At 66.3% G+C, this 22,792-nt stretch carries 22 protein-coding genes; 8 read left to right on the top strand and 14 right to left on the bottom strand.

Annotation, left to right across the window (positions count from 1 at the left end):
* Window positions 1-196: 196 nt before the first annotated feature.
* The gene (locus tag GO986_RS07545) at window positions 197-1,450 is read right to left on the bottom strand and encodes a DUF4127 family protein (protein ID WP_157458661.1); all 1,254 of its coding nucleotides are present in this window, start codon (window positions 1,448-1,450) and stop codon (window positions 197-199) included.
* A gap of 97 nt (window positions 1,451-1,547) precedes the next feature.
* Between GO986_RS07545 and GO986_RS07540 the strand changes: the two genes are divergently transcribed.
* From GO986_RS07540 to GO986_RS07530, 3 genes are all read left to right on the top strand, one after another.
* On the top strand, window positions 1,548-1,925 hold the full coding sequence (locus GO986_RS07540; protein WP_198170497.1) for a hypothetical protein: 378 nt from the start codon (window positions 1,548-1,550) through the stop codon (window positions 1,923-1,925).
* Between the two features lie 82 nt (window positions 1,926-2,007).
* Window positions 2,008-3,171, top strand: a complete 1,164-nt coding sequence (locus GO986_RS07535) for an ABC transporter permease (RefSeq protein ID WP_157458659.1) — start codon at window positions 2,008-2,010, stop codon at window positions 3,169-3,171.
* A 1-nt stretch (window position 3,172) separates the two neighbouring features.
* Window positions 3,173-3,874, top strand: coding sequence for an ABC transporter ATP-binding protein (locus tag GO986_RS07530; RefSeq protein ID WP_157458658.1), 702 nt, complete (start codon window positions 3,173-3,175; stop codon window positions 3,872-3,874).
* Between the two features lie 523 nt (window positions 3,875-4,397).
* Here the strand turns inward: GO986_RS07530 and GO986_RS07525 are convergent.
* Window positions 4,398-4,820, bottom strand: a complete 423-nt coding sequence (locus tag GO986_RS07525) for a hypothetical protein (protein WP_157458657.1) — start codon at window positions 4,818-4,820, stop codon at window positions 4,398-4,400.
* Between the two features lie 56 nt (window positions 4,821-4,876).
* A complete protein-coding gene (locus GO986_RS07520; RefSeq protein ID WP_157458656.1) occupies window positions 4,877-6,832 on the bottom strand; it encodes a hypothetical protein in 1,956 nt (651 codons plus the stop codon).
* A gap of 49 nt (window positions 6,833-6,881) precedes the next feature.
* On the opposite strand from GO986_RS07520, the gene alr reads away from it, so the two are divergent.
* Together alr and GO986_RS07510 are read left to right on the top strand one after the other, a co-directional pair.
* A complete protein-coding gene (alr, locus tag GO986_RS07515; protein ID WP_157458655.1) occupies window positions 6,882-7,964 on the top strand; it encodes an alanine racemase in 1,083 nt (360 codons plus the stop codon).
* Window positions 7,965-8,390: 426 nt separating this feature from the next.
* A complete protein-coding gene (locus tag GO986_RS07510; RefSeq protein WP_157458654.1) occupies window positions 8,391-9,281 on the top strand; it encodes an NmrA family NAD(P)-binding protein in 891 nt (296 codons plus the stop codon).
* Window positions 9,282-9,349: 68 nt separating this feature from the next.
* Here GO986_RS07510 and GO986_RS07505 read toward each other — a convergent pair whose 3' ends face one another.
* The 8 genes from GO986_RS07505 to GO986_RS07470 form a co-directional block, all read right to left on the bottom strand.
* Complete coding sequence (locus GO986_RS07505) at window positions 9,350-10,468, bottom strand: M50 family metallopeptidase (RefSeq protein ID WP_369409230.1); 1,119 nt, start codon at window positions 10,466-10,468, stop codon at window positions 9,350-9,352.
* Complete coding sequence (dxr, locus tag GO986_RS07500; RefSeq protein WP_157458652.1) at window positions 10,465-11,646, bottom strand: 1-deoxy-D-xylulose-5-phosphate reductoisomerase; 1,182 nt, start codon at window positions 11,644-11,646, stop codon at window positions 10,465-10,467. Before dxr ends, GO986_RS07505 begins: the two co-directional genes overlap by 4 nt.
* Window positions 11,647-12,075: 429 nt before the next feature.
* Window positions 12,076-12,906, bottom strand: a complete 831-nt coding sequence (locus tag GO986_RS07495) for a phosphatidate cytidylyltransferase (protein ID WP_157458651.1) — start codon at window positions 12,904-12,906, stop codon at window positions 12,076-12,078.
* A 94-nt stretch (window positions 12,907-13,000) separates the two neighbouring features.
* On the bottom strand, window positions 13,001-13,552 hold the full coding sequence (frr, locus tag GO986_RS07490) for a ribosome recycling factor (RefSeq protein ID WP_157458650.1): 552 nt from the start codon (window positions 13,550-13,552) through the stop codon (window positions 13,001-13,003).
* A 287-nt stretch (window positions 13,553-13,839) separates the two neighbouring features.
* The gene (gene pyrH, locus GO986_RS07485) at window positions 13,840-14,547 is read right to left on the bottom strand and encodes a UMP kinase (RefSeq protein WP_157458649.1); all 708 of its coding nucleotides are present in this window, start codon (window positions 14,545-14,547) and stop codon (window positions 13,840-13,842) included.
* A 122-nt stretch (window positions 14,548-14,669) separates the two neighbouring features.
* On the bottom strand, window positions 14,670-15,464 hold the full coding sequence (gene tsf / locus GO986_RS07480; RefSeq protein ID WP_157458687.1) for a translation elongation factor Ts: 795 nt from the start codon (window positions 15,462-15,464) through the stop codon (window positions 14,670-14,672).
* 96 nt (window positions 15,465-15,560) lie between these two features.
* On the bottom strand, window positions 15,561-16,310 hold the full coding sequence (gene rpsB, locus GO986_RS07475) for a 30S ribosomal protein S2 (protein ID WP_157458648.1): 750 nt from the start codon (window positions 16,308-16,310) through the stop codon (window positions 15,561-15,563).
* A gap of 139 nt (window positions 16,311-16,449) precedes the next feature.
* Entirely contained in the window at window positions 16,450-17,253 is an 804-nt protein-coding gene (locus tag GO986_RS07470; protein WP_369409229.1) for an aminoglycoside phosphotransferase family protein, read from the bottom strand.
* Between the two features lie 242 nt (window positions 17,254-17,495).
* On the opposite strand from GO986_RS07470, the gene GO986_RS07465 reads away from it, so the two are divergent.
* Complete coding sequence (locus GO986_RS07465; RefSeq protein WP_157458646.1) at window positions 17,496-18,323, top strand: undecaprenyl-diphosphate phosphatase; 828 nt, start codon at window positions 17,496-17,498, stop codon at window positions 18,321-18,323.
* 197 nt (window positions 18,324-18,520) lie between these two features.
* Here the strand turns inward: GO986_RS07465 and GO986_RS07460 are convergent, their stop codons facing one another.
* On the bottom strand, window positions 18,521-19,003 hold the full coding sequence (locus tag GO986_RS07460; RefSeq protein ID WP_198170495.1) for a DinB family protein: 483 nt from the start codon (window positions 19,001-19,003) through the stop codon (window positions 18,521-18,523).
* Between the two features lie 551 nt (window positions 19,004-19,554).
* On the opposite strand from GO986_RS07460, the gene GO986_RS07455 reads away from it, so the two are divergent.
* Together GO986_RS07455 and GO986_RS07450 are read left to right on the top strand one after the other, a co-directional pair.
* Window positions 19,555-19,992, top strand: a complete 438-nt coding sequence (locus GO986_RS07455) for a guanyl-specific ribonuclease (RefSeq protein ID WP_157458644.1) — start codon at window positions 19,555-19,557, stop codon at window positions 19,990-19,992.
* 151 nt (window positions 19,993-20,143) lie between these two features.
* Window positions 20,144-20,539, top strand: a complete 396-nt coding sequence (locus tag GO986_RS07450; protein ID WP_157458643.1) for a barstar family protein — start codon at window positions 20,144-20,146, stop codon at window positions 20,537-20,539.
* Between the two features lie 279 nt (window positions 20,540-20,818).
* On the opposite strand, the gene GO986_RS07445 is transcribed toward GO986_RS07450, so the two are convergent.
* Complete coding sequence (locus GO986_RS07445; protein ID WP_369409228.1) at window positions 20,819-21,592, bottom strand: segregation/condensation protein A; 774 nt, start codon at window positions 21,590-21,592, stop codon at window positions 20,819-20,821.
* A gap of 5 nt (window positions 21,593-21,597) precedes the next feature.
* Complete coding sequence (trpS, locus tag GO986_RS07440; RefSeq protein WP_157458642.1) at window positions 21,598-22,596, bottom strand: tryptophan--tRNA ligase; 999 nt, start codon at window positions 22,594-22,596, stop codon at window positions 21,598-21,600.
* Window positions 22,597-22,792 lie beyond the last annotated feature (196 nt).

The raw sequence follows: 22,792 nt of genomic DNA, 5'->3' as shown, positions 1-22,792 counted from the left end.
GAGACGGATTCCGCTTAATTGCAGCACAGCCGGCAAGTCACTGTCTGCGCTTCCATATCGCGAAATCCGCATCTGTTCCTTCTCGCTCCGCTCGGATTTCATCGAGCAGAATCCTCGATTCAATCGGAGTCCGTATAAGCCCCCTCCACATGCAGGGCAGGCGCAGAGGGAGGTCGCTGCTTTCGGTGCCGGCCTCTTACCGTTTCTCGTCTAAGGTGAAGTCCCATTCAAACGAGCGGCCCCACGGCAGTTCGGCGTCGCTGAGGGTATAGGTGTTGCCTATGCGCAAGGGGAAGAAGCCCTGCGCCGCTTCCTGCAGTGCGGCCTGTCCACGCGGGGTACTGAGTTCAGCCTCGGGAACCAGCTGGCGCAGGCGGGCACGCACCTGGGCCGAGTAAATCACGTCGTTGGCAAACTCGCGGGCCAGCAGGGCGTCTTGCCGCAGCGGGTCAGCGCCGCGCAGGCTCAGCTTCGCGTGGGCCAGGGCGGTGCCCAGGTTGTTGCCGGGCGTGCCCCAGGCGGCCAGCGCGCGCAGATTGGCGTGCTGGCGCAGGGTGCGCAGATCGCTCCAGAAGCGGGTGTTGCCTAAGTTGACCTGTGCCACGTCCGCCACGGCCACCGGACCAGCGCGCAGCAGGGCACTGACCCGCAGCGCCGCCCGGCGTGGGTCACCGCCGTTGTAGACGTAGAGGGTCAGGTCGGCCGCACCCGGCACCACCGCAAAGCCGCTGCCCTGAGCGTGGTTGAGGGCACTCTGGGTCAGAGGAATGCCCTCGTATTTCATCACGGCCTCGGCGGCTTTGGGGTCGCTGTATTCCAGGCGCACCGTCGCGGGTTCAGGGGCCAGGGCGTGGGCGGTCAGCATGGACAGCACCTCGTCGGCACCGGGGTACACGCGCACGTTGGCGGGCGCCTGGGCGGCCAGCGCGGCGCCCTCTTTCGGGGCGGGGCTGCCTGGCAGGGCGTCGTCCCAGGTGACGTGGAGTTCCTTGAAACGGCCTTCCCGCGCCCAGTCCATCACGGCGCGCACCACCTCCAGATTGCGGGCGCGGTTGGTAGCGTCCGGCTCGCGCGGCAGCGTGATAAAGGCGTACACCGGCTGGCCCGTGCGCTCAGTCCAGGTGCGCAGTGGGTCCAGGCGGGTTAGCGCCGCCTGTGCGCTCAGGGAGCTGGTGCGTGACTGGACCAGCCCGCCGTAGGCCAGGGCGTCCAGCGACACCACCAGGGAGCCGGTGGCCGGCTGGGCCGCCAGCCAGGTGGTCAGGGCCGCTGGGTCGGCGCCTGTGGTGGCGGTGCCCAGCAAGGCGGCCGGGGGTACCAGGGCCGTTCCGCCGCGCAGTCCGGCGATCAGGGCGGGCAGCACCCGCGTGGCGGGGCGGGAATCCAGGGGCAACAGCGTCTGCGCACTCGCCGAGGCGGCGCACAGCAGGGCCAGGAGAGCAAGGCGCATGCGGGAACCTTACGGGCTGCTGGTGAGGAAATCCCCCGAAGAGGCAAGAGAGCAGTTGAGCCCTGCTCCAGAGTGAGAGACTTGAGCGGTGCAACGCTTGACCCCCGAGACCGCTTCTGCCTTGTTGGAACGCCACTGGAGGTGTTACGACGGCCTGATCCAGCGCGCAGAACTGACTTACCCGGACAGCCTCTTACAGCTCATGCTGGTCCTAGAAGTGCAGGACCGGGAGGCCGCTTCAGGTTGGTGTTCGCTGGCCTTAAAGTTGGAGGGCGTGAGCCTCCTGCGGGTGCAGGAGGAACCGGGAACGAATGTGGTCCTGAGTCATGGGATTGCCCTGCTGTTCAGTGGTCCGCTCGTGTATCTGGACCTGAGCCCAGTGGCCGAAGCGCCCTATACGCTGGCCGACTTCGCTCAGTCCTCGTTCGCTGTGCAAGCCCAGACTGCCTGGTTTGAGGTGCAGAGCCTAGAGTAAGCCGCTGCGAAAAGCGCCTGCCGCCTGAAACCGGGCCCCTCAGTGCCACCTGTCCCGCCTCTAGGGGCGTAGCCTGCACCCTATGACCCCAACTGACCTGTGGCGACTGGCCTGGCGCGGCCTGACCCGGCGCCGGGTGCGCACGTTTCTGACCGCCCTGGGTATCACGGTGGCGGTGGCCAGCATGGTCATCTTTCTATCGTTGGGCGAGGGCATCCGCAAGGTGTTTGTCACCGAACTGGGCGGCATTGGCCCGGACATCCAGGTCAGTCTGACGCCGCTGTCGCAGGGCCTGGCCATGCACCCCAACCTGCCGCAAAAGACTGTACAGGACCTGCAGGCGCTGGCCCCCGACCTAGGCATTCAGACAGTCACGCCAGTCATCATGGCGGTGCGCGGCAGCCTGGACCCCACTCAGAGCGCCGTGCTGTACGGCCTACCGGCCGAGAATGGCGGGATTGGCGCGGTGTTTCCCAACTCGAAGGTTGCGCAGGGCCGCACGCTGCAGGCGAGTGACAACCCGGCCGGCGCGGCGGTGGTGGGGGCCAAAGCGGCCAAGAACCTCAACCTGGGGCTGGGCAGCCGTCTGAACCTCAACCGCCGCTCCAGCGTCAAGGTGGTGGGCGTGCTGGCCCCCGAATCTGGACTGGTGGACAACTTCATTTTCCTGCCGCTGACCACGTTGCAGGCCAGTGAGGGTGCACAGGACCGCGTGTCGCTGGTGGCCGTCAAGCTGAACAACCCGCGTGAGGCCCGCGCTGTGGCCGGCCGCATCTCCGAGCGGCTGAATCTGGAGGCCGCCACGCAATCGGATTTCCTCAGTTTTGTGGAGCGGGCGCTCAGGATCAGTGACGCCGTGCGCTTTGGCATCTCGCTGATTGCGTTGGTGGTGGGCGGCCTGGCGGTGGCCAACACCGTCATGATGGGCGTGTTCGAGCGCACCCGCGAGTTCGCCACCCTCCGCGCCATCGGCGCCCGGCCGTCGTTTGTGCGCGCGCTGGTACTGACCGAATCACTGCTGCTGTCACTGGTGGGTGGGGTGTGCGGCGTGCTGCTGGGCTTGCTGGGAATCGCCGGCGTCAACCTGTACACGCAGGACCTCGCCGGTATTGATGCAGCGGCCCTGACCCCGCGCCTCACGCTGCTGGCGCTGGGGATCTCGTTTCTGTTGGGCCTGCTCTCGGGGTTGTTGCCCGCGCGCAGTGCCAGCCGCCTGAACATTACTGAAGCCCTCGGGAGGGTCTGAGATGACCGCCAATTTTCCCGTCCTGAAGGTGCAGAACCTCTCGCGTGTCTATCCCAGTGGCGACGGCCAAGTGCAGGCATTGGTGCCCTTCAGCCATACCTTTGCCCCTGGGCTCACGGCGGTGGTGGGGCCGTCGGGCAGCGGCAAAAGCACGTTGCTGAATTTGCTGGCGGGCTTCGAGACCCCCACCACGGGGCAGGTGGAGGTAGGCGGCACCAACCTGACCACGCTGGGGGAGGCCGCGCGCGCCGATTTTCGGCTGGCGCACTACGGCTTCGTGTTTCAGAACCACAATCTCGTGGGGATTCTCAGTGCGCTGGAGAACGTGGAGTTTCCGCTGGCCCTGGCGGGCCACTCGCCCAAAGAGCGCCGTGCCCGCGCCCGCGAACTGCTGGCGCTGGTGGGGTTAGAAGGCCGCGCGTCGCATCTGCCGGGGCAGCTGTCGGGCGGCGAGGCGCAGCGGGTGGCGATTGCCCGCGCCCTGGCCGGCAACCCTAGCGTGCTGCTGGCCGACGAACCCACCGGCAACCTCGACACCCGCACTGGCGAGCGGGTGCTGGCCCTGCTGCAAGAAGCGGCCAGTGCAGGCCGCACGGTGGTGCTGATTACCCATGACCGCGACGTGGCCGCCCAAGCGAATCACCACCTGAATGTGCGCGACGGCGTGGTGAGTCTGGGGGAGCAGGGGAGCCTGGTGCGCTGAAGTGAGTGGCCTGTGGCACGACACAGCCGCGCGAGTCTTTGCTGATGTGCAGCGGGTGCGGCCTCCTTTTCACGGCGGTGTGCTGTTGCAGCAAGGAAGAGGGCACTGCATCTGCTGGAGTGATACGGGCTCCGATTGAATCGAGCAGAATGCTGGGTGAAATCTGAGCGGACTTGGAAAGCTGGATAGCAGACTCGAAAAGCTCCGTGAGAGAGCGAGAAGGAGCAGATGCGGATTGCGCGATATGGAAGCGTAGACGGTGCTTTTCTTCGCTGTGCTGCAATAAGGCGGAATCCGGATGAACCGCTCCGCCCACTTCCTTCGTTTGAGGAAAGTCCTCAAACACCACTAAAGACAGCTAGCAGAGAGCAGTCTCCCACTCCTTCCTTGAGGTCAGCAGGTGGGGCTTGGTGGCGTCTTTGAGAACAGGAGCTGCTCTTGCCCTGCGAGCAGCGGGGTTAAGTGAGGCAAAATGCAGCGGCCAGAGCGAAGAGCCTCTGGCCGCTGCATTCGGAGAACAGCTCTAAGGCGCTTGGCCCACCCGTGTCTGTGGACCGCGCAGCCACAGCACGCGCCCGCGTTCGTCCTTCAGGCGCACGACCACCTGCACGGGTTCGCCGGGTTGCCAGGCAGAGACGTTGCGCCCCCAGGCGCTGCCCTGGCCGTCCCCGGCGCTGCTCAGGGGCGACTTCCAGAGCGCCGAGCCGCTGACCACAAACACCCCGTCCAGCCGCACGGCCGGCAGTGGCGTGCGCGCCGAGGCCAGGCGCACCTTCACCCCAAACCCCTGCGAACTGGCGGCGGGGGCCGTGCCCACCGTCAGCACCTGCCCGCCCACGTTCAGGGCGGTGGGGGCGCCCAGCAACTGGTCAACCCCTGGCGCCGCCACCTGGGCGCCGCAGGCAGTCAGGGCGAACCCCAGGAGGACAGGCCAGAGGGCTTTCATGGCCGCAGGCTACCTGAGAAGCACATGGGACACATGAAGATGTGCAGCTTGTGGGCTTACCAGCTCAGGTCAGGTGGAGTCACCACGCGGTCGGCTGGCTGGTCGCTCAGCAGCGTGTAGGTCAGGGTATAGGTGCCCGGAATCACGCGGGTCAGCACGATGGTGTCGCCCTCAAATCGGGGGTTCACGTTCGCCAGACTGGGCCCCTGCACCTGAAGGGGACCGCGCACGGCCGGCTGGGCGCCTCCCGCAGGCAGCGGGTCCCCCAGGCGGACGTTGTCGAGGGTGCTGTCCACCGTCAGCACCAGGGTGACCAGATAACCCTGGGCGGCGGCCTCCACGCTTTTTTGCAAGCTGGCCCGCGCGCCGCCCTCGACCGTGCGGGTGACGTTGGCGCTGCCAGGACTGCGCACCCGCGCCTGGCCAGTGGTGCTAATGCCAACGGGGTCCAGCGTGGCCTGGGCGGTGTCAGTGCGGCAGACCCGCACCGGAACTTTCAGGCGCAGGGGCTGGGTGCCGCTGAATTCACCGGCCACCTCCAGCGGGTAGTCGCTGGTCCAGCCGCCCGGCAGATTCAGTTGCAGGCGGCCCGGCAGGCGGTAGGGAAAGTCGGTCTTGGCCAGGGCCGTCAGCTGGGTGACGTCGCAGGCGTTCAGGAGGTCAGGGGCCGTGACCAACGTCAGGTCCGTGCGCACCCGGTACTCGATGGTGACGCGCCCAGCGGCGGCGTCCGTCACGCGGCCAGGCAGCGGGCGGGTCACGGTGCTGCCGGGAATGACGGTGGGCGTCACCGGGTAGTCGCCGGGCGCCAGCGGCACGGTGGCGGGCGTGGACAGGGTGCGGCCCGCGACCTCAAACGGTACGCCGGTCAGCGGCAGGCGCTGGTCGCCGTACAGGGCCACGGCGTCCACCACGAGTTGCCCTTCCGGCGCGCGGGCCACGAAGCGCACCTTGTTAAAGCCCGGCTGATACCGGATTTCAGTCGGGGAGACGATGTTGCCGGTCCCCGCCACCAAGGCGCTGCTGACCGGCACGTACCCGGCCGGCAGCGTCGGCCGCACCACCGTGTCGCCGACCAGCGTGTACGAGGCCCCGGGAATCGGACGGCCCTGGGGGTCCACGACCTCGACCAGCAGCTGGTTGGTAATTTTCACAGTGTCAGGCAGGGTGAAGCCGCCCACTGTGGCCCGCACCGACTGGTCACCCACCCGGAAGGCAAAGCGAATGGCGTTGCTGTACTGCCGGGTGGTGCCCAGCACACGGATGAACACGCGCCACTCGCCCACCAGCTCCGGCGTGATGACGTAAGGATCGGTGGCGGTGCGGCCGTTGTCGCTGGGGGTCAGGTTCACGCGGGTGCCGTTCGGCTGCACCGCCCAGACCTCGGCCTCCTGCGGGCCGTCCACGTCGTAGTTTTGCAGCGCCAGGGTCTTGCCCACCCAGTCGGCGGTGACGTTCAGGCGGGCGGCCAGCAGGGGCTCGGCGTCGGTGCTGCGGGCGTTCACGCTAAAGTCGCTGGTTTCCAGGGCAAAGGGCGCCGCCACGCGCAGAGCAAACGAGTTCTTGCCGTCGCCCTTACTCGTGACCTTCAGGGTGTAGGTGCCGGCCGCCAGACCGCCCGCAAACAGGCTTTCCCAGGTGTGCTCGCGGTTCAGGCCGTAGCGCCGCTCGGTGACGGTGCCGCCTGGACCGGTCAGGGTGAAGGTGGTTTCGAACGGCTCGTTCTTCTTGTACAGCTCGTCGCCAAAGTACCCCTCGCCCCGGCGGCCATCCACATAGTCGGCCAGGTTGAAACTGGGCGAATAGACCTCCAGGCCCAGGGATTTCCCGGCGTCCTGGGCCGCCACCCGGATGACGTAGGATTCCTGCGCCTGGGGCCACTTTTCGCCCACCGACACCAGGGGCAGAATCCCGCCGGTCTGCGCGGCGGCGCCAGAGGTCAGGCCGGCGGCAGCCAGCAGGGCCAGGGTCAGGGTGCGGCGGGCCAGGGAATGTGCAAAAGGCTTGGGCATGACTAGCGTGAAGGATACCTCTGGCCGCAGCGCTAGCATCGGGAGCCAGATGCCTGACCTTTCTGCCCGCGCCCGCGCCGTGATCAACCCCCATGCCCTGCGCGCCAACCTGGGGGCGCTGGCCGGGCGGGCCGGCGCGGCGCTGCTGCTGCCCGTCAAGGCCAACGCCTACGGGCACGGCCTGGAGGAGGTGGCGCGCGTGGCGGCGGCCCACCCCGGCGTGTGGGGCCTGGCGGTGGCCACCCCGCGCGAGGCGGCCGCCCTGGCCGCGCTGAATCTGGGGCGGCCTGTGGTGCTGCTGACCCCCCCCATGCCCCACGAGGTGGGACCACTGGCCGACCTGGGCGTGCGCCTGCCGGTGGCGTCGGTGCCGGAGGCCGACGCCCTGCCGCCCCACGCCCGCGCGCACCTGAAGGTGGACACCGGCATGAACCGCCTGGGGGCCCGTCCCGAAGATGCCGCCGCCGTGGGCCGCCGCCTGGCCGAGCGCGGGCTGCTGGAAGGCGCGTACACCCACCTCGCCACCGCCGACGAACCCGACCTCAGTTTTGCCCACGAGCAGCTGCGGCGCTTTGCGGCCGTGCTGGCGGCGCTGCCCCCCACGCCCACACCCCTGCTGACCCACGCGGCCAACGGCGGCGGCGTGCTGAGCTTTGGCGCGCTGCCCGGTATGGCGCTCGCCCGGCCGGGGCTGGCGACCTACGGCTTTGCGCCGCCTCACCTGCGCGGCCTCCTGCCGCTGCGTCCGGTGATGACCCTACAGGCGCGCGTGACCCACCTGCACACGGCCTACGCCGGCGAGACGGTCAGTTACAGCGGTCTGTGGCGGGCGGCGCGCGACACCCTGGTGGCCACAGTCGGTATGGGCTACGCCGACGGCTACCCCCGGAACGCCACCGGGCACGCCCAGGTGCTGCTGGGCGGCCAGTGGCGCCCCGTATTGGGCCGCATCTGCATGGACCAGCTGATGGTGGACGTGACGGGGCTGGCGGTTCGGGTGGGCGACTGGGCCACCCTCTGGGGGCCTGCCGACGTGACGGTGACCGACGTGGCGGCCTGGGGCGGCACAGTGGAATATGAGGTCCTGACGGGCCTGGGCGACCGGGTCGAGCGTGTGGTGGGAGCAGAGTAGCCGGGCTTGGTGAGGAAGTGAGGCGGCCTGCTGGCTGGAACGCGGACAACTTGGGAGGGCACTGAGTTGCCAACTCCACGCCCGTCAGCCCGCTTTTGCGCCTCCTCGCAGGCCTGCGGTGCAAACGATTCAATCGGAGTCCGTGTCAGACAGACTCCGATTGAATCGAGCAGAATGCCGAGTGGAATCCGAGCGGACTTGGACAGCGGCGCAGCAGGCTTGACAAGCGCCGCAGGAGAGCGAGCAGGAACAGCTGCGGATGGCGCGATCTGGAAGCGCTGACGGCGCCTGTTCGGCTGTGCTGCAATTCAGCGGCATCTGTATGAGCCGCTCCCCCCGTGCCCCGTGAGAACTGCCCGCCGGGGTGGGAGCAGGCCGTGTGGCCCCGTACAGTCGCGCCGCGCCTGAGCCGGGAGGATAACCGGCATGTCTTCTGCGCCCATCGTCGTGGCCGGCCCCACCGGGCAACTGGGCCGCCTTATCACCCAGGAACTGCTGGGCCTGGGCGCCCCCGTGCGCGTGCTGGTCCGCCCTGAAAGCGATCCCGCAAAAGTCAGCGCCCTGCGCGCAGCGGGGGCCGAGGTCGTCACCGCCAACCCCGACCGCGTGCCTGACCTGATTCGGGCGGTGGAGGGCGCGGCCTGTGTGGTGTCGGCGCTCTCAGGCCTGCGCGCCGTGATCGTGGACGTGCAGACCCGCTTGCTGGACGCGGCGGTGGAGGCCGGGGTGCCCCGGTTCATCCCCTCGGATTTCTCGGTGGATTTCACCCGGCCAGGTGGCCGCAACCGCAACCTTGACCTGCGCCGCGAGTTCAGGGCGCGCCTGGATGCCGTGCCTATCCAGGCCACCTCGGTCCTGAACGGCATGTTCGCCGACCTGCTGACCGGGCAGGCCCCGGTGGTGCTGCCCAGGCTCCGGCGGGTGCTGTACTGGGGTGACGCTGACCAGCCGCTGGACTTCACGACGGTGGCCGATACCGCCGCGTTTACCGCCCGCGTGGCCCTGGACCCTGCGGCGCCCCGCTGGCTGCGGGTGGCGGGCGACGTGCAAAGTGCGCGCGGTCTTCAGGCGGCGGCCTCGGCCGCGACCGGCCACCAGTTTGGCCTCCTGCGGGCCGGGGGAACGGGCAGCCTGCATGCCCTCGCCACCCTGACCCGCGCCCTCACGCCCCCCAGCGACGAGGTGTTTCCTGCCTGGCAGGGCATGCAGTATCTCCACGACATGTTCACGGGTCAGGCCAAGCTGACCCTGCTGGACAATGGGCGGTATCCGGCGCTGCGGTGGACGGGCGTGGCGGAGGTGTTGAAGGGGCTGTAGGAAAAGGGCAGCGGAAACGAATGTTCGCCGCTGCCCTTCCCACAACCTACACCCCACCCCCTACAACCCTAAAAAAACCGGGTCACGTCGCGCACCACCACAAAGACCATCAGCAGCATCACGAAGGCGAAGCCCGCGAAGTTGATGGCCTGTTCCTGGCTGAAGCTCAGAGGCCGGCCACGCACAGCCCCCACCAGCACGAGCAGGATGCGCCCGCCGTCCAGACCCGGAATCGGCAGCAGGTTAAAAAAGGCGAGTGACAGGTTCAGCAGAATAGCCACCTGAAGCAGGGCCCAGGGGCTCACCGCCGCCGCCCGGCTGACAATCTCGGCGGTGCCGATGGGGCCGCTGACATTCTCGTCGCGCGACAGGTCGAGGGTGAAGAAGCGCTGGAACAGCCCGGCAAAGGAGCGCAGCACCTGCGGCAGGGCCTCTGCAGTCACCTGCCAGGAGCGGACGAAGGCGGTCCCCACGCTCACCGGCTGCACGTCCGGGCCGTAGCGGATGCCCAGCAGTTGCCGCTCGCCGCCCACCACGGGGGTCCAGTCAAACTTCACCTCGCGCGGCTGCCCGGCCCGCACCACCGTAAAGCTGTGGGGGCCGGGCTGCGTCAGCACCTCGCGCACGCCCTCCCAGCCGGCCACATCGCGGCCTCCCAGACGCGCCGTTTCTGGAATGTCCTGACCGTCGGCCGCCGTAATCACGTCGCCCACCTGGAGGCCCAGGGTCTGGGCGCGCGACCCGGCCACGACTTCCTCAATGCGGGCGCGGTCTGGGGCCGGCACCCCCTGGGCGCTGAAGTTGACGGTCATCAGCGTGGTGGCCAGCAGCAGGTTGACCAGTGGCCCGGCCAGCAACACCGCCACCTTGCCCCAGGCCGGCAGCGCCGCAAAGCCGCGCGTGGGCTGGCGGTGGCCGCCCTGGCCGTCCTCTTCAGGAGACATGCCGTCAATTTCCACATAGCCCCCGATGGGCAGCAGCGACAGCCGCCATTCGGTGCCGTACCAGTTTCGGCGCAGCAGCACCGGCCCCATGCCAATGCTAAAGGAGTTCACTGTCACTCCCTGCCACCGGGCCAGGGCATAGTGCGCCAGTTCATGAATGAACGTCGCCAGACTAATAATCAGCAGCGTCCAGAGCAGCCCCAGTGGGGTCAGGGCGGCGGCGATGCCTTGCAGGACGTTCACGCGCGCACTCCGCCCACGCACAGTTCCTGCGCCCGTGTGCGCGCCCAGGCGTCCACCTCGGCCAGGGTGTCCCAGGTCAGTGCGCCAGCCGGGGTCTCGTCCAGGACCTGCTCAATGAGGCGGGCAATGCCCAGGAAGTCCAGTTGCCCGGCCAGGAAGGCGTCCACCGCCACTTCGTCGGCGGCGTTCAGGGCCACCGGCAGCAGGCCACCCGCTTTGCCCGCGCGGTAGGCCAGGGCCAGGCAGGGAAAGCGGGAGAGGTCGGGCGCGCTGAACGACCACTCGCCGCGCATGGCCCAGCCCAGGTGGCGGCCAACCTCGCGCCCACGCCGCGCGCCGTGCACGTCACCGGGGCGGGTCATCCCGCCTGGCGCGGCATCAATGGCGTAGGCAATCGGCAGGCGCATGTCCGTGGGGCCAAACTGCGCTTTCAGGCTGCCGTCCCGGAACCGCACCGCCGCGTGAATCAGGCTCTGGGGATGAATGACCACGCCCACCTGCGACAGGGGCAGGCCGTACAGCGAGGCGCATTCCATGACTTCCAGCCCCTTGTTCATCAGGGTTGCGCTGTCAATGGTTACCTTGGGGCCCATGCTCCATGAGGGGTGCCTCAGCGCCTGCTCGGGGATCACGCTGCTCAGGTCGGCAGGGCCCTCTCGGAAGGGGCCGCCACTGGCCGTCAGAATCAGCTCGGCCACGTCGTCTATGGCCTCGCCGGTCAGGCACTGAAAGATGCCCGTGTGTTCAGAATCCACCGGCACCACGCGCCCCCCCCCCTGCTCGGCCGCCGCCCACATCAGGTGCGCGGCCGTGACCATCGCCTCCTTGGTGGCCAGTGCCACGGCCTGCCCAGCTTCCAGGGCGGCGCGGGTGGGGGCCAGGCCAATCAGGCCACTCATGGCATTGACCACCACGTCCGTTTTCAGCGCTGCCAGCTCACTGGGGTCAGCGGTCACCTGCACGCCCGAGAAGCGCTCTTTGGCCTGGTCATACACCGACCCGTCCACACTGATCACCTGCGGGCCAAATTCGTGCACCTGCGCCGCCAGCAGGTCCAGATTCTTGCCGGCGGCCAACGCCGTGACCCGGTAGCCCCGTTCGCGGGCAATGTCCAGCGTCTGCGTGCCAATACTGCCCGTGCTGCCCAGCACCGAAATGGTCTGTACCGAAGGGTTCATCTGCCCTGCATGGTAGAGGAAGCGGCCAGGGACGAATGGGGCACTGGGCAGGACTGGGCCGGACGCCGCAATGGTTGGCAAGCTCGGTTGCGTCCCATTGGACGGGCACAGCGGCCCCGTAGACCGGGACAGCTTTGCGAGAGAGTGGGCAGGAGCAAAATCCCTTCCAGGCATGAGGTTTGCAACTTGATGCTGCTCCGGGATGTTGGCGTGACAGACGGCCGTCCAGCTGAGACGAGGGCATAGGTGGTGAGCGCAGAGAGAGACCAGAATCGAGAACCAACACCTGTGTACAACCCCTGTGCGGGTCAGGAATTGGGCTTCCTCACCGACGTACTTCAAAGCTTTATGCAGGCAGAACAACAAAAGAGGCGGCCTTGGCCGCCGCCTTGCTTGTCCTCCCACCCATCACCAATGCCCCGCCGCCCCTTACCGCGTAAACACGCTGATGTTCAAAAACAGGTACGTCGCGGGAACGGCAAACAGCAGGCTGTCCACCCGGTCCAGAAACCCGCCGTGGCCCGGCAGGCTGGTACCGCTGTCCTTGGTGTTCAGAGAGCGTTTGAGGAGGCTCTCGGCCAGGTCGCCCAGCTGACTGGCGCTGGCGACCAGAATGGCGTACAGCAAAGCCTCAAATGGGGTCCAGATGTGGGTGGCGGTGGTCAGGCCCAGCACCATTAGAAAACTGAAGAGGAGCCCGCCAATCGAGCCTTCCACCGTTTTGCCGGGGCTGACTTCCGGGGCCAGTTTGCGCCGCCCGAAAAAGTAGCCCACAAAATACCCGCCGATATCGGCGGCAAAGGTGGCCAGCAGGGGCAAGGCGAGATACAGCAGGCCGTCGCCGGCGTCCGGGCTGTAGCGCAGCAGCAGAAAGTAGCCCAGCAGCCAGGGAATGTACAGCAGCCCGAAGATGGAATACACGATGCGTTCCAGAGGCCGCTCGCCGGGCCGGATGACCTCCACGACCAGAAAGTAGCCCACCGCCGCAGTCAGCACCGCCTCGCGCCACGAGCCACCGGGCCAGGGTGTGGACGGCCACATGGGCAGGCTGGCCACCAGCAGCGCCGCCGCAAACACCCCCAGGCTCACGCGCCGCACGTCTATGTCGCTGCGGTCCAGCATGCGGATGTATTCGCGCAGCGCCATGATGGCCACCACGATCAGACCGGGCAGCAGCGCCGCCCAGCCCACCCACACCACCAGACTCAGGATGGCAAAGCCCACCACGCTGGTCAGAATGCGGCTGCTCAGGGATTCCATGGCCCCTCCAGGGAGGCTGTGGGACGTGGGTTGTGGGCTGTAGGGACGCGCCTACACCCGACAACCCACAACCCACAACCGGCGCGCGGCGCCTTCACCCTAGGATTTCCTGCTCCTTCTTCTGGAAGGTCGCCTCGACCCGCGTCACGTACTCGTCGGTGATCTTCTGCACGTCGGCCTCGCCGCGCTTGATCTCGTCGTCACCGATGCCCTCGACTTTTTTCACCTCATCCAGCGTGTGCTTGCGGATGTTGCGAATGGCGATGCGGGCGTCCTCGGCGTAGTTCTTGGCGTTCTTCACGAGGTCGCGGCGGCGCTCCTCGGTCAGCATGGGCAGCGAGATGAAAATCGTATCGCCCTTGTTGTTGGGGTTCAGGCCCAGGTCGCTGTCGCGGATGGCCTTTTCGATGGGGTTCAGCGCGCCCCGGTCCCACGGCGTGATGACCAGCGTGCGGGCGTCGGGGGTGGTGATGCTGGCGACCTGGTCAATGGGCATAGAGCTGCCGTAGTAATCCACCACAATCTTTTTCAGGATGCCGGGGTTGGCGCGGCCTGTGCGCAGCACCGAGAGGTTATTTTCCAGCGATTCAATGGCCTTGCCCATCTTTTCGCGGGCGTCGGCCTGAATGGTTTTCATGTCAGCCATGTGAAGTCTCCTTACCGGGAAGTGCGGCCAGTGTAAAGGATGGGAAGCCGGCGGCAGTGCGCGGGCCGCGGGCGCGGGGTTGGGGATGCCTTGAGGATGCCCGCTTCTGGCGGGCGCGGCCCCTCGGGCAGAGTGCTCCGTTGATAACTTGTAGGGGCAGCGATGGACACATCCCACGCCTGACCCCCGCTGTCCTCCTGCTCGCTCTTCTGCGAAGCTCTTGGAGTCTGCCGCTGTTGCCCTTGGATGAAACCGCTTTTGTAACAACGGTTTCATCAGAGTTGGACTCAGCTCTGAATCAGCGTGCCCACCCGCTCGCCTTGAAGCAGGCGGCGCAGGTTGCCTTCCTGAAACAGATCGAACACCACGATGGGCAGGCCGCGGTCCATGCACAGCGTCAGGGCGGTGGCGTCCATGACTTCCAGGCGCTGCTCGACGACTTCCAGGTGGGTTGCCTGAGAGATGAACTTCGCGCCCGGGTTCTTGCGCGGGTCGCTGTCATAGACCCCGTCCACCTTGTTTTTGGCCATCAGCACCACCTGGGCGCCAATTTCCAGGGCGCGCAGGGTGCTGGTGGTGTCGGTGGTGAAAAAGGGCGCGCCGTTGCCCCCGCCAAAGATGACCACTCGGTCCTTTTCGAGGTGCCGAATGGCGCGGCGGCGAATGTACGGCTCGGCCACGGCCGCCATCTGAATGGCGCTCATGACGCGGGTGGGGCGTCCGGCGGTTTCCATGGCGTCTTGCAGGGCCATCGCGTTCATTACGGTGCCCAGCATCCCGATGTAATCGGCTGTGGCGGGGTCCATGCCCTTGCCGTTGCGCTCGCCGCGCCAGAAATTCCCGCCGCCAATCACCACCGCCAGTTCGACCCCGGTGCCGTCCAGCGCCTGTGTGATGCGCCGGGCCAGCGCCGCCGTGGTGTCAGGGCTGATACCAAAACCGGATTCGCCCGCCAGGAATTCACCCGACAGCTTGAGTAGAACGCGCTTAAACATATGAACACCTCGGCAGGAATGGGGCAAACAAGGCCGGCAGCCAGCGGGCGCGGCTGCCGGGGCGACAGGAACAGGGAAGGGCCGCGCAGAAAAAAGCCCCTTTTCAGGGGCCCCGGTACGCTTTACGCGCCGATTTCGAAGCGGACGAAGCGTTTGACGCTGGCGCCGCCCAGGTACTTGGCGACGGTCACGCTGTTGTCTTTCACGAAGGCCTGCTCGGGCAGCACCTTTTCGGAGTAGAACTTGCCAATCTGGCCCTCGACGATCTTCTCGACGATCTGCTGAGGCTTGCCCTCGTTGAGCGCCTTGTTGGTCAGGATTTCGCGCTCTTTGTCGATGTCGGTGCTGTTCACTTCGTCGCGGGTCAGGAACTGGGGACGCTCGGCGGCCACGTGCAGGGCCACGTCCTTGGCCTGGGCGTCGGTGCCGCCGTCCACGTCCACCAGCACGCCAATCTTGCCGTTGCTGTGCACGTAACCGGCCACGGTGCTGCCTTCCAGGTAGGCCACGCGGTTCAGGACGATGTTTTCACCGATCTTGCCAGCGGTGGCGGCGACCAGGGTGGCGACGGTTTCGCCGTCCACGCTGAAGTTCTTGAACTCTTCGAGGTCACTGGTCTTCGCGTCCAGCGCGGCCTGGGCCAGCTTCTCGACAATCGCCTGGAAGTCGCTGTTGCGGGCCACAAAGTCGGTTTCGCTGTTCACTTCCACGATAGCGGCGCGGTTGCCGTCCACCTTGAAGCGCACGATGCCTTCCTTGGCTTCGCGGTCACCCTTCTTGACGGCCTTGGCAATGCCGCGCTCGCGCAGCAGCGCAATGGCCTTGTCTTCGTCGTTGCCAGCGTCGGCCAGGGCCTTTTTGACGTCCATCATGCCTGCGCCCGTCAGTTCACGGAGTTTCTTGATTGATTCCAGCATGGTCATGCCTCCTGTAAAGGATGAAGTTGAGGATGCTTAGAGAAAGGGGCTGTCCGGGCAAATCACCTTCGCCGGACAGCCCCCTGCCGGCCCTGTTTAGGCCTCGATGCTGTCGGTGGCGTCCTCGGTCTGCTCGGCGCCATCGGCCGCGCCCACGTCTTCGCCGCCGCCGCGCGCCTCGACCAGCAGGTCGCCGATGCGGTGGGTGATCAGCTGGATGGAGCGGATGGCGTCGTCGTTGCCGGGCACGATGTAGTCAATGACATCGGGGTCAGAGTCGGTGTCGGCCAGGGCGATCACGGGAATCCCCAGCTTGTTGGCTTCCTGCACGGCGATGACTTCCTTGGTGGGGTCCACCACGAAGATCGCGTCGGGCAGGCGGCTCATCTTGCGGATGCCGCCCACAAAGCGCTGCAGGCGCTCGCGCTCGGCGGCCAGCTTGATGCGCTCGGCCTTCAGACGGTCATTGACGCGGCCCGACTCGAACATGTCGTCCAGTTCATTCAGGCGGTCAATGCGGGTGCGCATGGTCTTGAAATTGGTCAGCATGCCGCCCAGCCAGCGGCTGGTCACGAAGGGCATGCCGGTGCGGCGGGCTTCCAGTTCCACGATTTCCTGGGCCTGCTTCTTGGTGCCCACGAACAGAATGACGCCGCCGCGCTCGGCCAGTTCCTTGATGTAGTCAAAGGAGCGGTCAACCTGCTTCAGGGTCTTCTGGAGGTCAATGATGAAAATGCCGTTGCGCTCGGCGAAGATGAAGCGCTTGAACTTGGGGTTCCAGCGTTTGGTTTCGTGGCCGAAGTGAACCCCGGCTTCGAGCAACTGCTTCATGGAGATGTACGACATGAAAACTCCGGAGCGTTGATTCGGGAAAAAGTTTGCCGTCCTCGTGCCAGCCACGCAGGGGAGGCCAGGCAGCGCGCGACGCTCGAGCGCGCGCAGCGGAGGGTCACGGGGGCACCCAAACGGAGAGTATACCCGAAAGTTAAGGTGCAGGGGAGAGGGCCAGGGCCTGCTGCGCCAGGTCCAAGGTCTGCCCGGCTTCGGTGGGCTGGTCATCTTCCAGATGCCACGCCGCAGATAAGCCGGCGTAAGCGGCCACCCAGGCCAGCAGCCGGGCGCGGTCCAGGCCGGCCGCCGCCGCAATCACGCCCGCCTGCCGTTCCAGTCGCCCTGGGTGTCCGGCCGTCTCCAGTGACGGGTTACACAGTATGTTGGCAAAGTCGTAGCCCCGTTCCCCCAGCAGGCCTTTGGGGTCAATGACCAGCCAGCCGCGCCTCGGACTGTGCATCACGTTGCCGTGGTGCAGGTCGCCGTGCAGCGGGCGCACGTCTTGAGGGATATCCAGCAGTTGCCGGGCAATCTCCCAGCACTGGGCAAACAGGCCACCCTGAGAGGAAGCGTCGGCGAGAGCTTCAAACCACCAAGGTAGGGGCAGCAGTTCGCGCGGTGGGCCAGGGCGGGGCAGATGCACCCCCGCCGCCGCCCAGCACAGAATCCGGCTGGCCTCATCGTCTTGGCCGGCCCCGACCATCGCGGTGAGGTCGTGATCTCCCTCTATCCTTTCCAGAACGACAGCGCGTCCACCGTGGCGGTACACCTGCGCCGCACCTTGTCCCGCCAGCCACACCATCAAGAGGTTGCCGCGCTGCTCCTCGGCACCTTTCGCCACCTTCAGCATGGCCGCTTGCCCCTTCCACCGTACCGGGCACAGGTCGCTGCTGGGGGTGGAAAACGGCTCGCCGTCCGGTTCCAGCCCCCAGCGGCGAATATAGGTTTCGGTCCTCACCCGCTCAGTCTGCGTCTTCGGATGGACGTCCTTCAGCCCCTGCCATCCAGACTCCGATTGAATTCAGCAGAATGCCCGATGAACTCCGAGCGGACTTGGAAAGGGGCACAGCAGACTCGGAGAGCTTCGCAGAAGGGCGAGCGAGAGCAGAGACGGACTCCGCGTTGTAGAGACAGAGATGAAAAGGCACCGTCTGCGCCGTAATGAAACGAAGTCCATATCAGGCCGTACACTGGCCCCTTATGGACTGGTTGTACGCCATCGTTTACGGCATCGTCGAGGGAATCACCGAGTTTTTGCCCATCAGTTCGACCGGGCACCTGATTCTGACCGGCAACCTGATGGGCGTGCCCTGGACCAAAGACGTCAAAGACGCTTTCGAAGTGGTCATTCAGGGCGGCGCCATCCTGAGCGTGCTGGTGTACTACTGGCGCGACTTTCTGAAGGTGCGGCACATCGGCACCGACCAGACCCAGCGCACCCTGTGGCTGGGCGTGCTGGTGGCCTGTATTCCGGCGGTGGTGCTGGGCGTGCTGTTCGGCGACGCCATCAAGGCCTATCTGTTCCGCCCTAGCGTGGTTGCCTGGGCGCTGATCGTGGGCGGCGTGCTGATCTGGCTGATCGAGAGCCGCAAGGTGACGCCGCGCGTGGACGCCATCGAGAAGATTGGGGTGCGCCGGTCCTTTCTCATCGGCGCGCTGCAATGCCTGGCCCTGCTGTGGCCGGGGTTCTCCCGCAGCGCCAGCTCGATTCTGGGCGGCATGGTGCTGGGCCTGGACCGCGCCACCGCCACCAAATTCAGCTTCTATCTGGGCGTCCCTACGCTGGGCGGCGCGGCGCTACTGAACCTGATTCAGGAACGTGAACTGATTTTTGGCGAGATTGGTCTGGTCAACGTGCTGCTGGGGGCGGGCGTCAGTTTTGTCACCGCCTACTTAGCGATTGGCTGGCTGCTGAAGTTCGTCTCCACCAACACCTTTAAAGGGTTTGCGGTGTACCGCGTGATTGTGGGCGCGCTGATTCTGGCTCTTATCGCGGCGGGCGTCATGACAGACGGCAACCTGGCCTGAAGTTCCCCGCTGGACATCAACAGGACCACTGAAGAAACGCAGACCGTCACAGGACAGGCTGCGTTTTTTGGACGAAGCACCAGAGCTGACTGTACGGTGAACCCTGATGGGCAAGCAGGTCAGGTAGCTCAGGCTGGCTCAGCGGCGCGCATGGCTTTGACCTCGGCCCTCCGGTTGCGCCTCCGTTCAGCTGTCCGTCACAACTGACGTTGCAGTAGCACGGCCTGACCCCGGTGGTAAGCGATATGCCGCAACTGCCGCGCCAGCGAGTCACTCAGGACGCGCTCACCGAACGGCGTCTGAATCTGGTACTCCGGCGCAAAGCCCTGCTCTGGGATGCGGGCGTAGCCTTCGCGGGCCTGCGCCAGCGCAGCTTCCAGCGCGGCAAGAATCGTCTCTTGCGACGTGGCCTCGCTCATGGCCGCTTCGCCCTTGAGGGCCTGCGTCCAGGGTTCGTTCTCCCAGCCCAGGTAGGCATAGGTCGCCTTCGGCCCGCCGCCCTGTTCTTCCGGAAGGTAGAGGCGGGTCCAGTCGAGAATGTGCAGGGCCATCCAGGCCGCTGAGTGGCCGCCGCAGGGGGAAGCTCTGGAAAACTGTTCTTCTGGAATGCCTTTCAGGGCTTGCACAAATGCCTGATGTTCCGTCTCGAACTGCTGAAGCAAGAACGCTTTGATGCTCATGGGGGCTCCTTTCATCTGGGGCTCAAGCCTGTTGGGCTTTATGGAGGCGGGAAGGAGGTCAGGGGGTCCGGCCGAATTACTCTATCGCCGCTTTTGGGACCAGCGGAGAGGCAGGGCTGTCTTGCCGCAGGCTCGCCAGCGGTACACGCGGCCGAAGAGGGCTGATGCGAGAAGCGGATTCCAATTCCATCCGAACAGTCGAGAGCAGGTCGCCTTGCCTTCAGAGGGCATCATGAGGGCTGTCCATGAGCCAGTCGTATTGCTGAGAGTGATACGAACTCCGATTGAATCGTTTATGCAAACGATTCAATCCGAGCGGAGCGAGTGGGAGACAAACGGGTTCCGGGCGTGGAGTTGGCAAATCGGTTCTGTTCCGATTTGTAAACGAAACAGACGGAATCCGTATGACAGCCTCTGGCATTGTCCTGCTGGCAACAAGGCACAGCCACCCCCTGTACGTTGCAGTTCTACAGGTCTGCTCGCCTCGGCGTCATCCCAGGCTTAAGCCATCCTCTGCCCGGCTTGTGGCGCTGCCTCCTAGACTGAGCGGCATGAGGCCTGTGCTTCCCCTTCTCCTGCTGGCCACGTTGCTGGCGGCCTGTGACCCGGTGCCCCTCCAGACGACCGGGCCAGCGGCTGACCAGCGGCCGCCCAGCACCTCGGCCCCGGCCAGCACCGGGCGCGACCCTGAGAGCGGTCTGCTCTGGGTGGCGCGTGCCGACCTGCCCCCGGAAGGTCAGCGGGTGCTGACCCGGATTGCCGGGGGCGGTCCTTTCGCCTATAGCAGGGACGGCGTGACCTTTGGCAACCGCGAGCGCCTGCTGCCCCGGCAATCCGGCGCGTATTACCGCGAATACACCGTGCCCACGCCGGGCGAGCAGGACCGGGGCGCGCGCCGCGTTGTCTGCGGCGGTCAGCCTGTCACCCGCACCGCCGAGTGCTACTACACCGCCGACCACTACGCCAGCTTTCGGAGGATTGCCCCATGATGCATGTGGATTTCGCCGGTTCCTACTGCCTGCCAGCGGGCTGCGTGGGACTAACCGCCACGCGCGAGACGAGCTGTTCTTTATGTGGTGCTGCTCGACTTGAGCTGTTGTTTCACGGGTCCGAGCGGCGGCTATCTCCGGGGGGCTGGTAATGCAGGTCTTCAACGAGGCGCCCAGTGGCCTGCAGGTCGCGCCGCACGAGCCGCGCATCCTGGCGGCGGGCTATCAGATAGGGGTGCGGGAGGTGAGCTTTGGCCAGGTTCACGACAAACCCAGCCTGATGCTGGCCCTGATGTCTGGCCTGGCTATCACGGGCACCTTCGGTCACAACTGGGACGCCCTGTACGACGTGCTGACCGACCCCGAGCGTCTGCCAGACCGCCTGGCCCTGCTGCTGTGCAGCTATACCCAGTTTCGCAGCCACCACCCCCACCTGAGCCTTGACCTGGAAACTGCGCTGCTGGACGCCCAGCGTGAGGCCGCCGCGCAGGGCCGCCAACTCTGGCTGCTGACCGAGGAAGCCGACGCCGACCCGGATGCCTGGTAAGCCAGGGTGACACGAGCCAGGTCAGACGGCCGGCTGCCCAGGGCGTTAACCCTCTAGCAAAGAGCCGGAGAGCACGTACGCCGTGAGTCCGCTCTTGCTCCTGCGGAGCTTCGCAAGTCCAATCGGCTTGAATCGTTTGTGCAGTTGGTGGGCCCAAATCTGGATTAACGGCCAGAACGCTTGAGTTGTGCAGAAGAAGCCAGGTTCTCCCTCTGAGTCTTGGGTGTCCGCACCGGTCCCTTGACAGCTGTGGAGGTTGGCCGCGCCGTCAGGGCCTCCTCAATCCTCGGTCAGGTGCGAGGTCACGGTGATTTCGCCGTAGGTCTCGGGCTGCTGCGCGCTGAAGGTGCCTTCCTTGACGCCTTCCAGCAGCGCGGCGAAATAGGTGGTGCGTTCGCCCCAGTCCTGGGCCGGCACCCCACGGAAAGTAAAGGTCCGCAGCCGCGTGCCAAATGCCCGCAGGGCTTCGAGCGCTCCTTGCAGGGTCAGGCGGTCGCGCGCCAGCAGCGGCACCTCGACCTGCCGCACCGCGCTGCGGGCGGCGCGCACCAGCCGGGCCAGGCTGCCCTGGGGGTTGGGCGGGCGCTCGCGCCGGGGCAGGGTGACCGGCACCGCTCGCGCCGGAATCAGGCCCTCGCGTTCGCGGCGCCGGGCGGCCAGAAACCCCACCAGGGCGTCTAGCTCGGCCAGGGCTTCGACGCCTTCCAGCACGTCGTCGGGAACGTCGTCCCATTCGCTGTCGGGGGGCAGGTCAGGCTCGGGCTGGGGCAGCAGCAGGCGCGCTTTCAGGGCGATCACCCCGGCCAGACCAGGCAGCAGGTCGGGGTGGGCGTCGGCCAGACCGGTGCCGCCCGTCACCGCCTGCGCCCAGGCCAGCACCTCGCGCGTCAGGGCCAGCAGCGGCACCTCGCCTGGCGCCACGCGCCCGGCCCGCAGGCCCGCTGCCAGCTCAGCCAGGGTGCCCGTGAAGACCGGCAGCGTGACGGTAAACCCGCCTGCTCCGCTGGGGGGCGGTGCCGGAACGGACGAGGAAGAGGTCAGGGCCGCCGTCACTGCCTTTACAGCCGCAGGAAACCGACCTTGCTGCGGGCCTCTTCTATGACCGGCAGGGCAATGGCCCGCGCCTCTTTCGCGCCTTGCACCAGGGCGTCGCGCACATAGTCCGGGTCGGCCTTCAGCGCCTCGGCGCGCTCCTGAATGGGGGTCAGGTGGGCGGTGATGCCTGTCATCAGCTTCTTCTTGCAGTCCACGCAGCCAATCCCGGCGGTGCGGCAGCCCTCGTAGACCTCGGCCAGTGTGGCGCCGTCACTGAACAGTTTGTGGTAGTCGCCCACCAGGCACTTTTCGGGGTCGCCGGGGTCGGTGCGGCGCACGCGCGCCGGGTCGGTGGGGGCCACGCGCAGCTTCTGCCAGATCGACTCCAGCGGTTCCAGGATGCCCAGGGTGCTGGCCTCACCCTTGCTTTTGCTCATTTTGCCCTGGCCGTCCACCCCCGGAATCCGCAGGGCGTCTTTGGCCAGCACGGCTTTGGGTTCGGGGAACATCTCGCCGAAGGCGTGGTTAAATTTGCGGGCAATCTCGCGCGTCAGCTCGATGTGCTGCACCTGGTCCTCGCCCACGGGCACGGTGTCGGCCTTATAGAGCAGGATGTCGGCCGCCTGAAGCACCGGGTACATCAGGAGCCCCGCCGGGGTGCTTTCCAGCTTTTGCGCCTTGTCCTTGTACTGGGTCATGCGCTCCAGCTCGCCCACCGGGGTCAGCAGGGTAAAGAGCCAGCCCAGTTCGGTGTGTTCGGGAACATGCGACTGCACAAAAAAGATGACCTTCTCGGGGTCCAGTCCCGCCGCAAAGTTGGCCACCGCCATCTCGAAGGTGCGCGCCGCCAGAAGGGCCGGGTCAAAGGCCGCCGGGTTGGTGGGCGCGTGCAGGTCCACCACGCAGTAAATCGAGTTCTTGCCGAACTGGTCGCCCAGGGCGACGTAGTTCCGCATGGCCCCGAAATAGTTTCCGATGTGCGGCTCACCGGTGGGCTGAATTCCTGAAAAGACACGCGGCATAACCGGCCAAGTCTAGAGCATTTGCCCGAAAAGGCGCCTGCTCATACAGACGCCGGTTGAATCCAGCAGTGTGCGGGGTGAAATCCGGGCGAAGCGAGAAGGTGAATAGACAGGCTGCTGCGCTATGGCGTTGCAGACAGTGTCTTCCTTGGCTGTGCCGTGAGTGAGCAGCACCCGTAGCACGGGCCAGGAGGAC

Origin of the sequence: Deinococcus arboris, from assembly GCF_009755355.1 — a bacterium.
GTDB classification, from domain to species: Bacteria; Deinococcota; Deinococci; order Deinococcales; family Deinococcaceae; genus Deinococcus; species Deinococcus betulae.
Note: the sequence above shows the minus strand (reverse complement) of the source record. Positions and strands in the feature narration are given on the sequence as shown.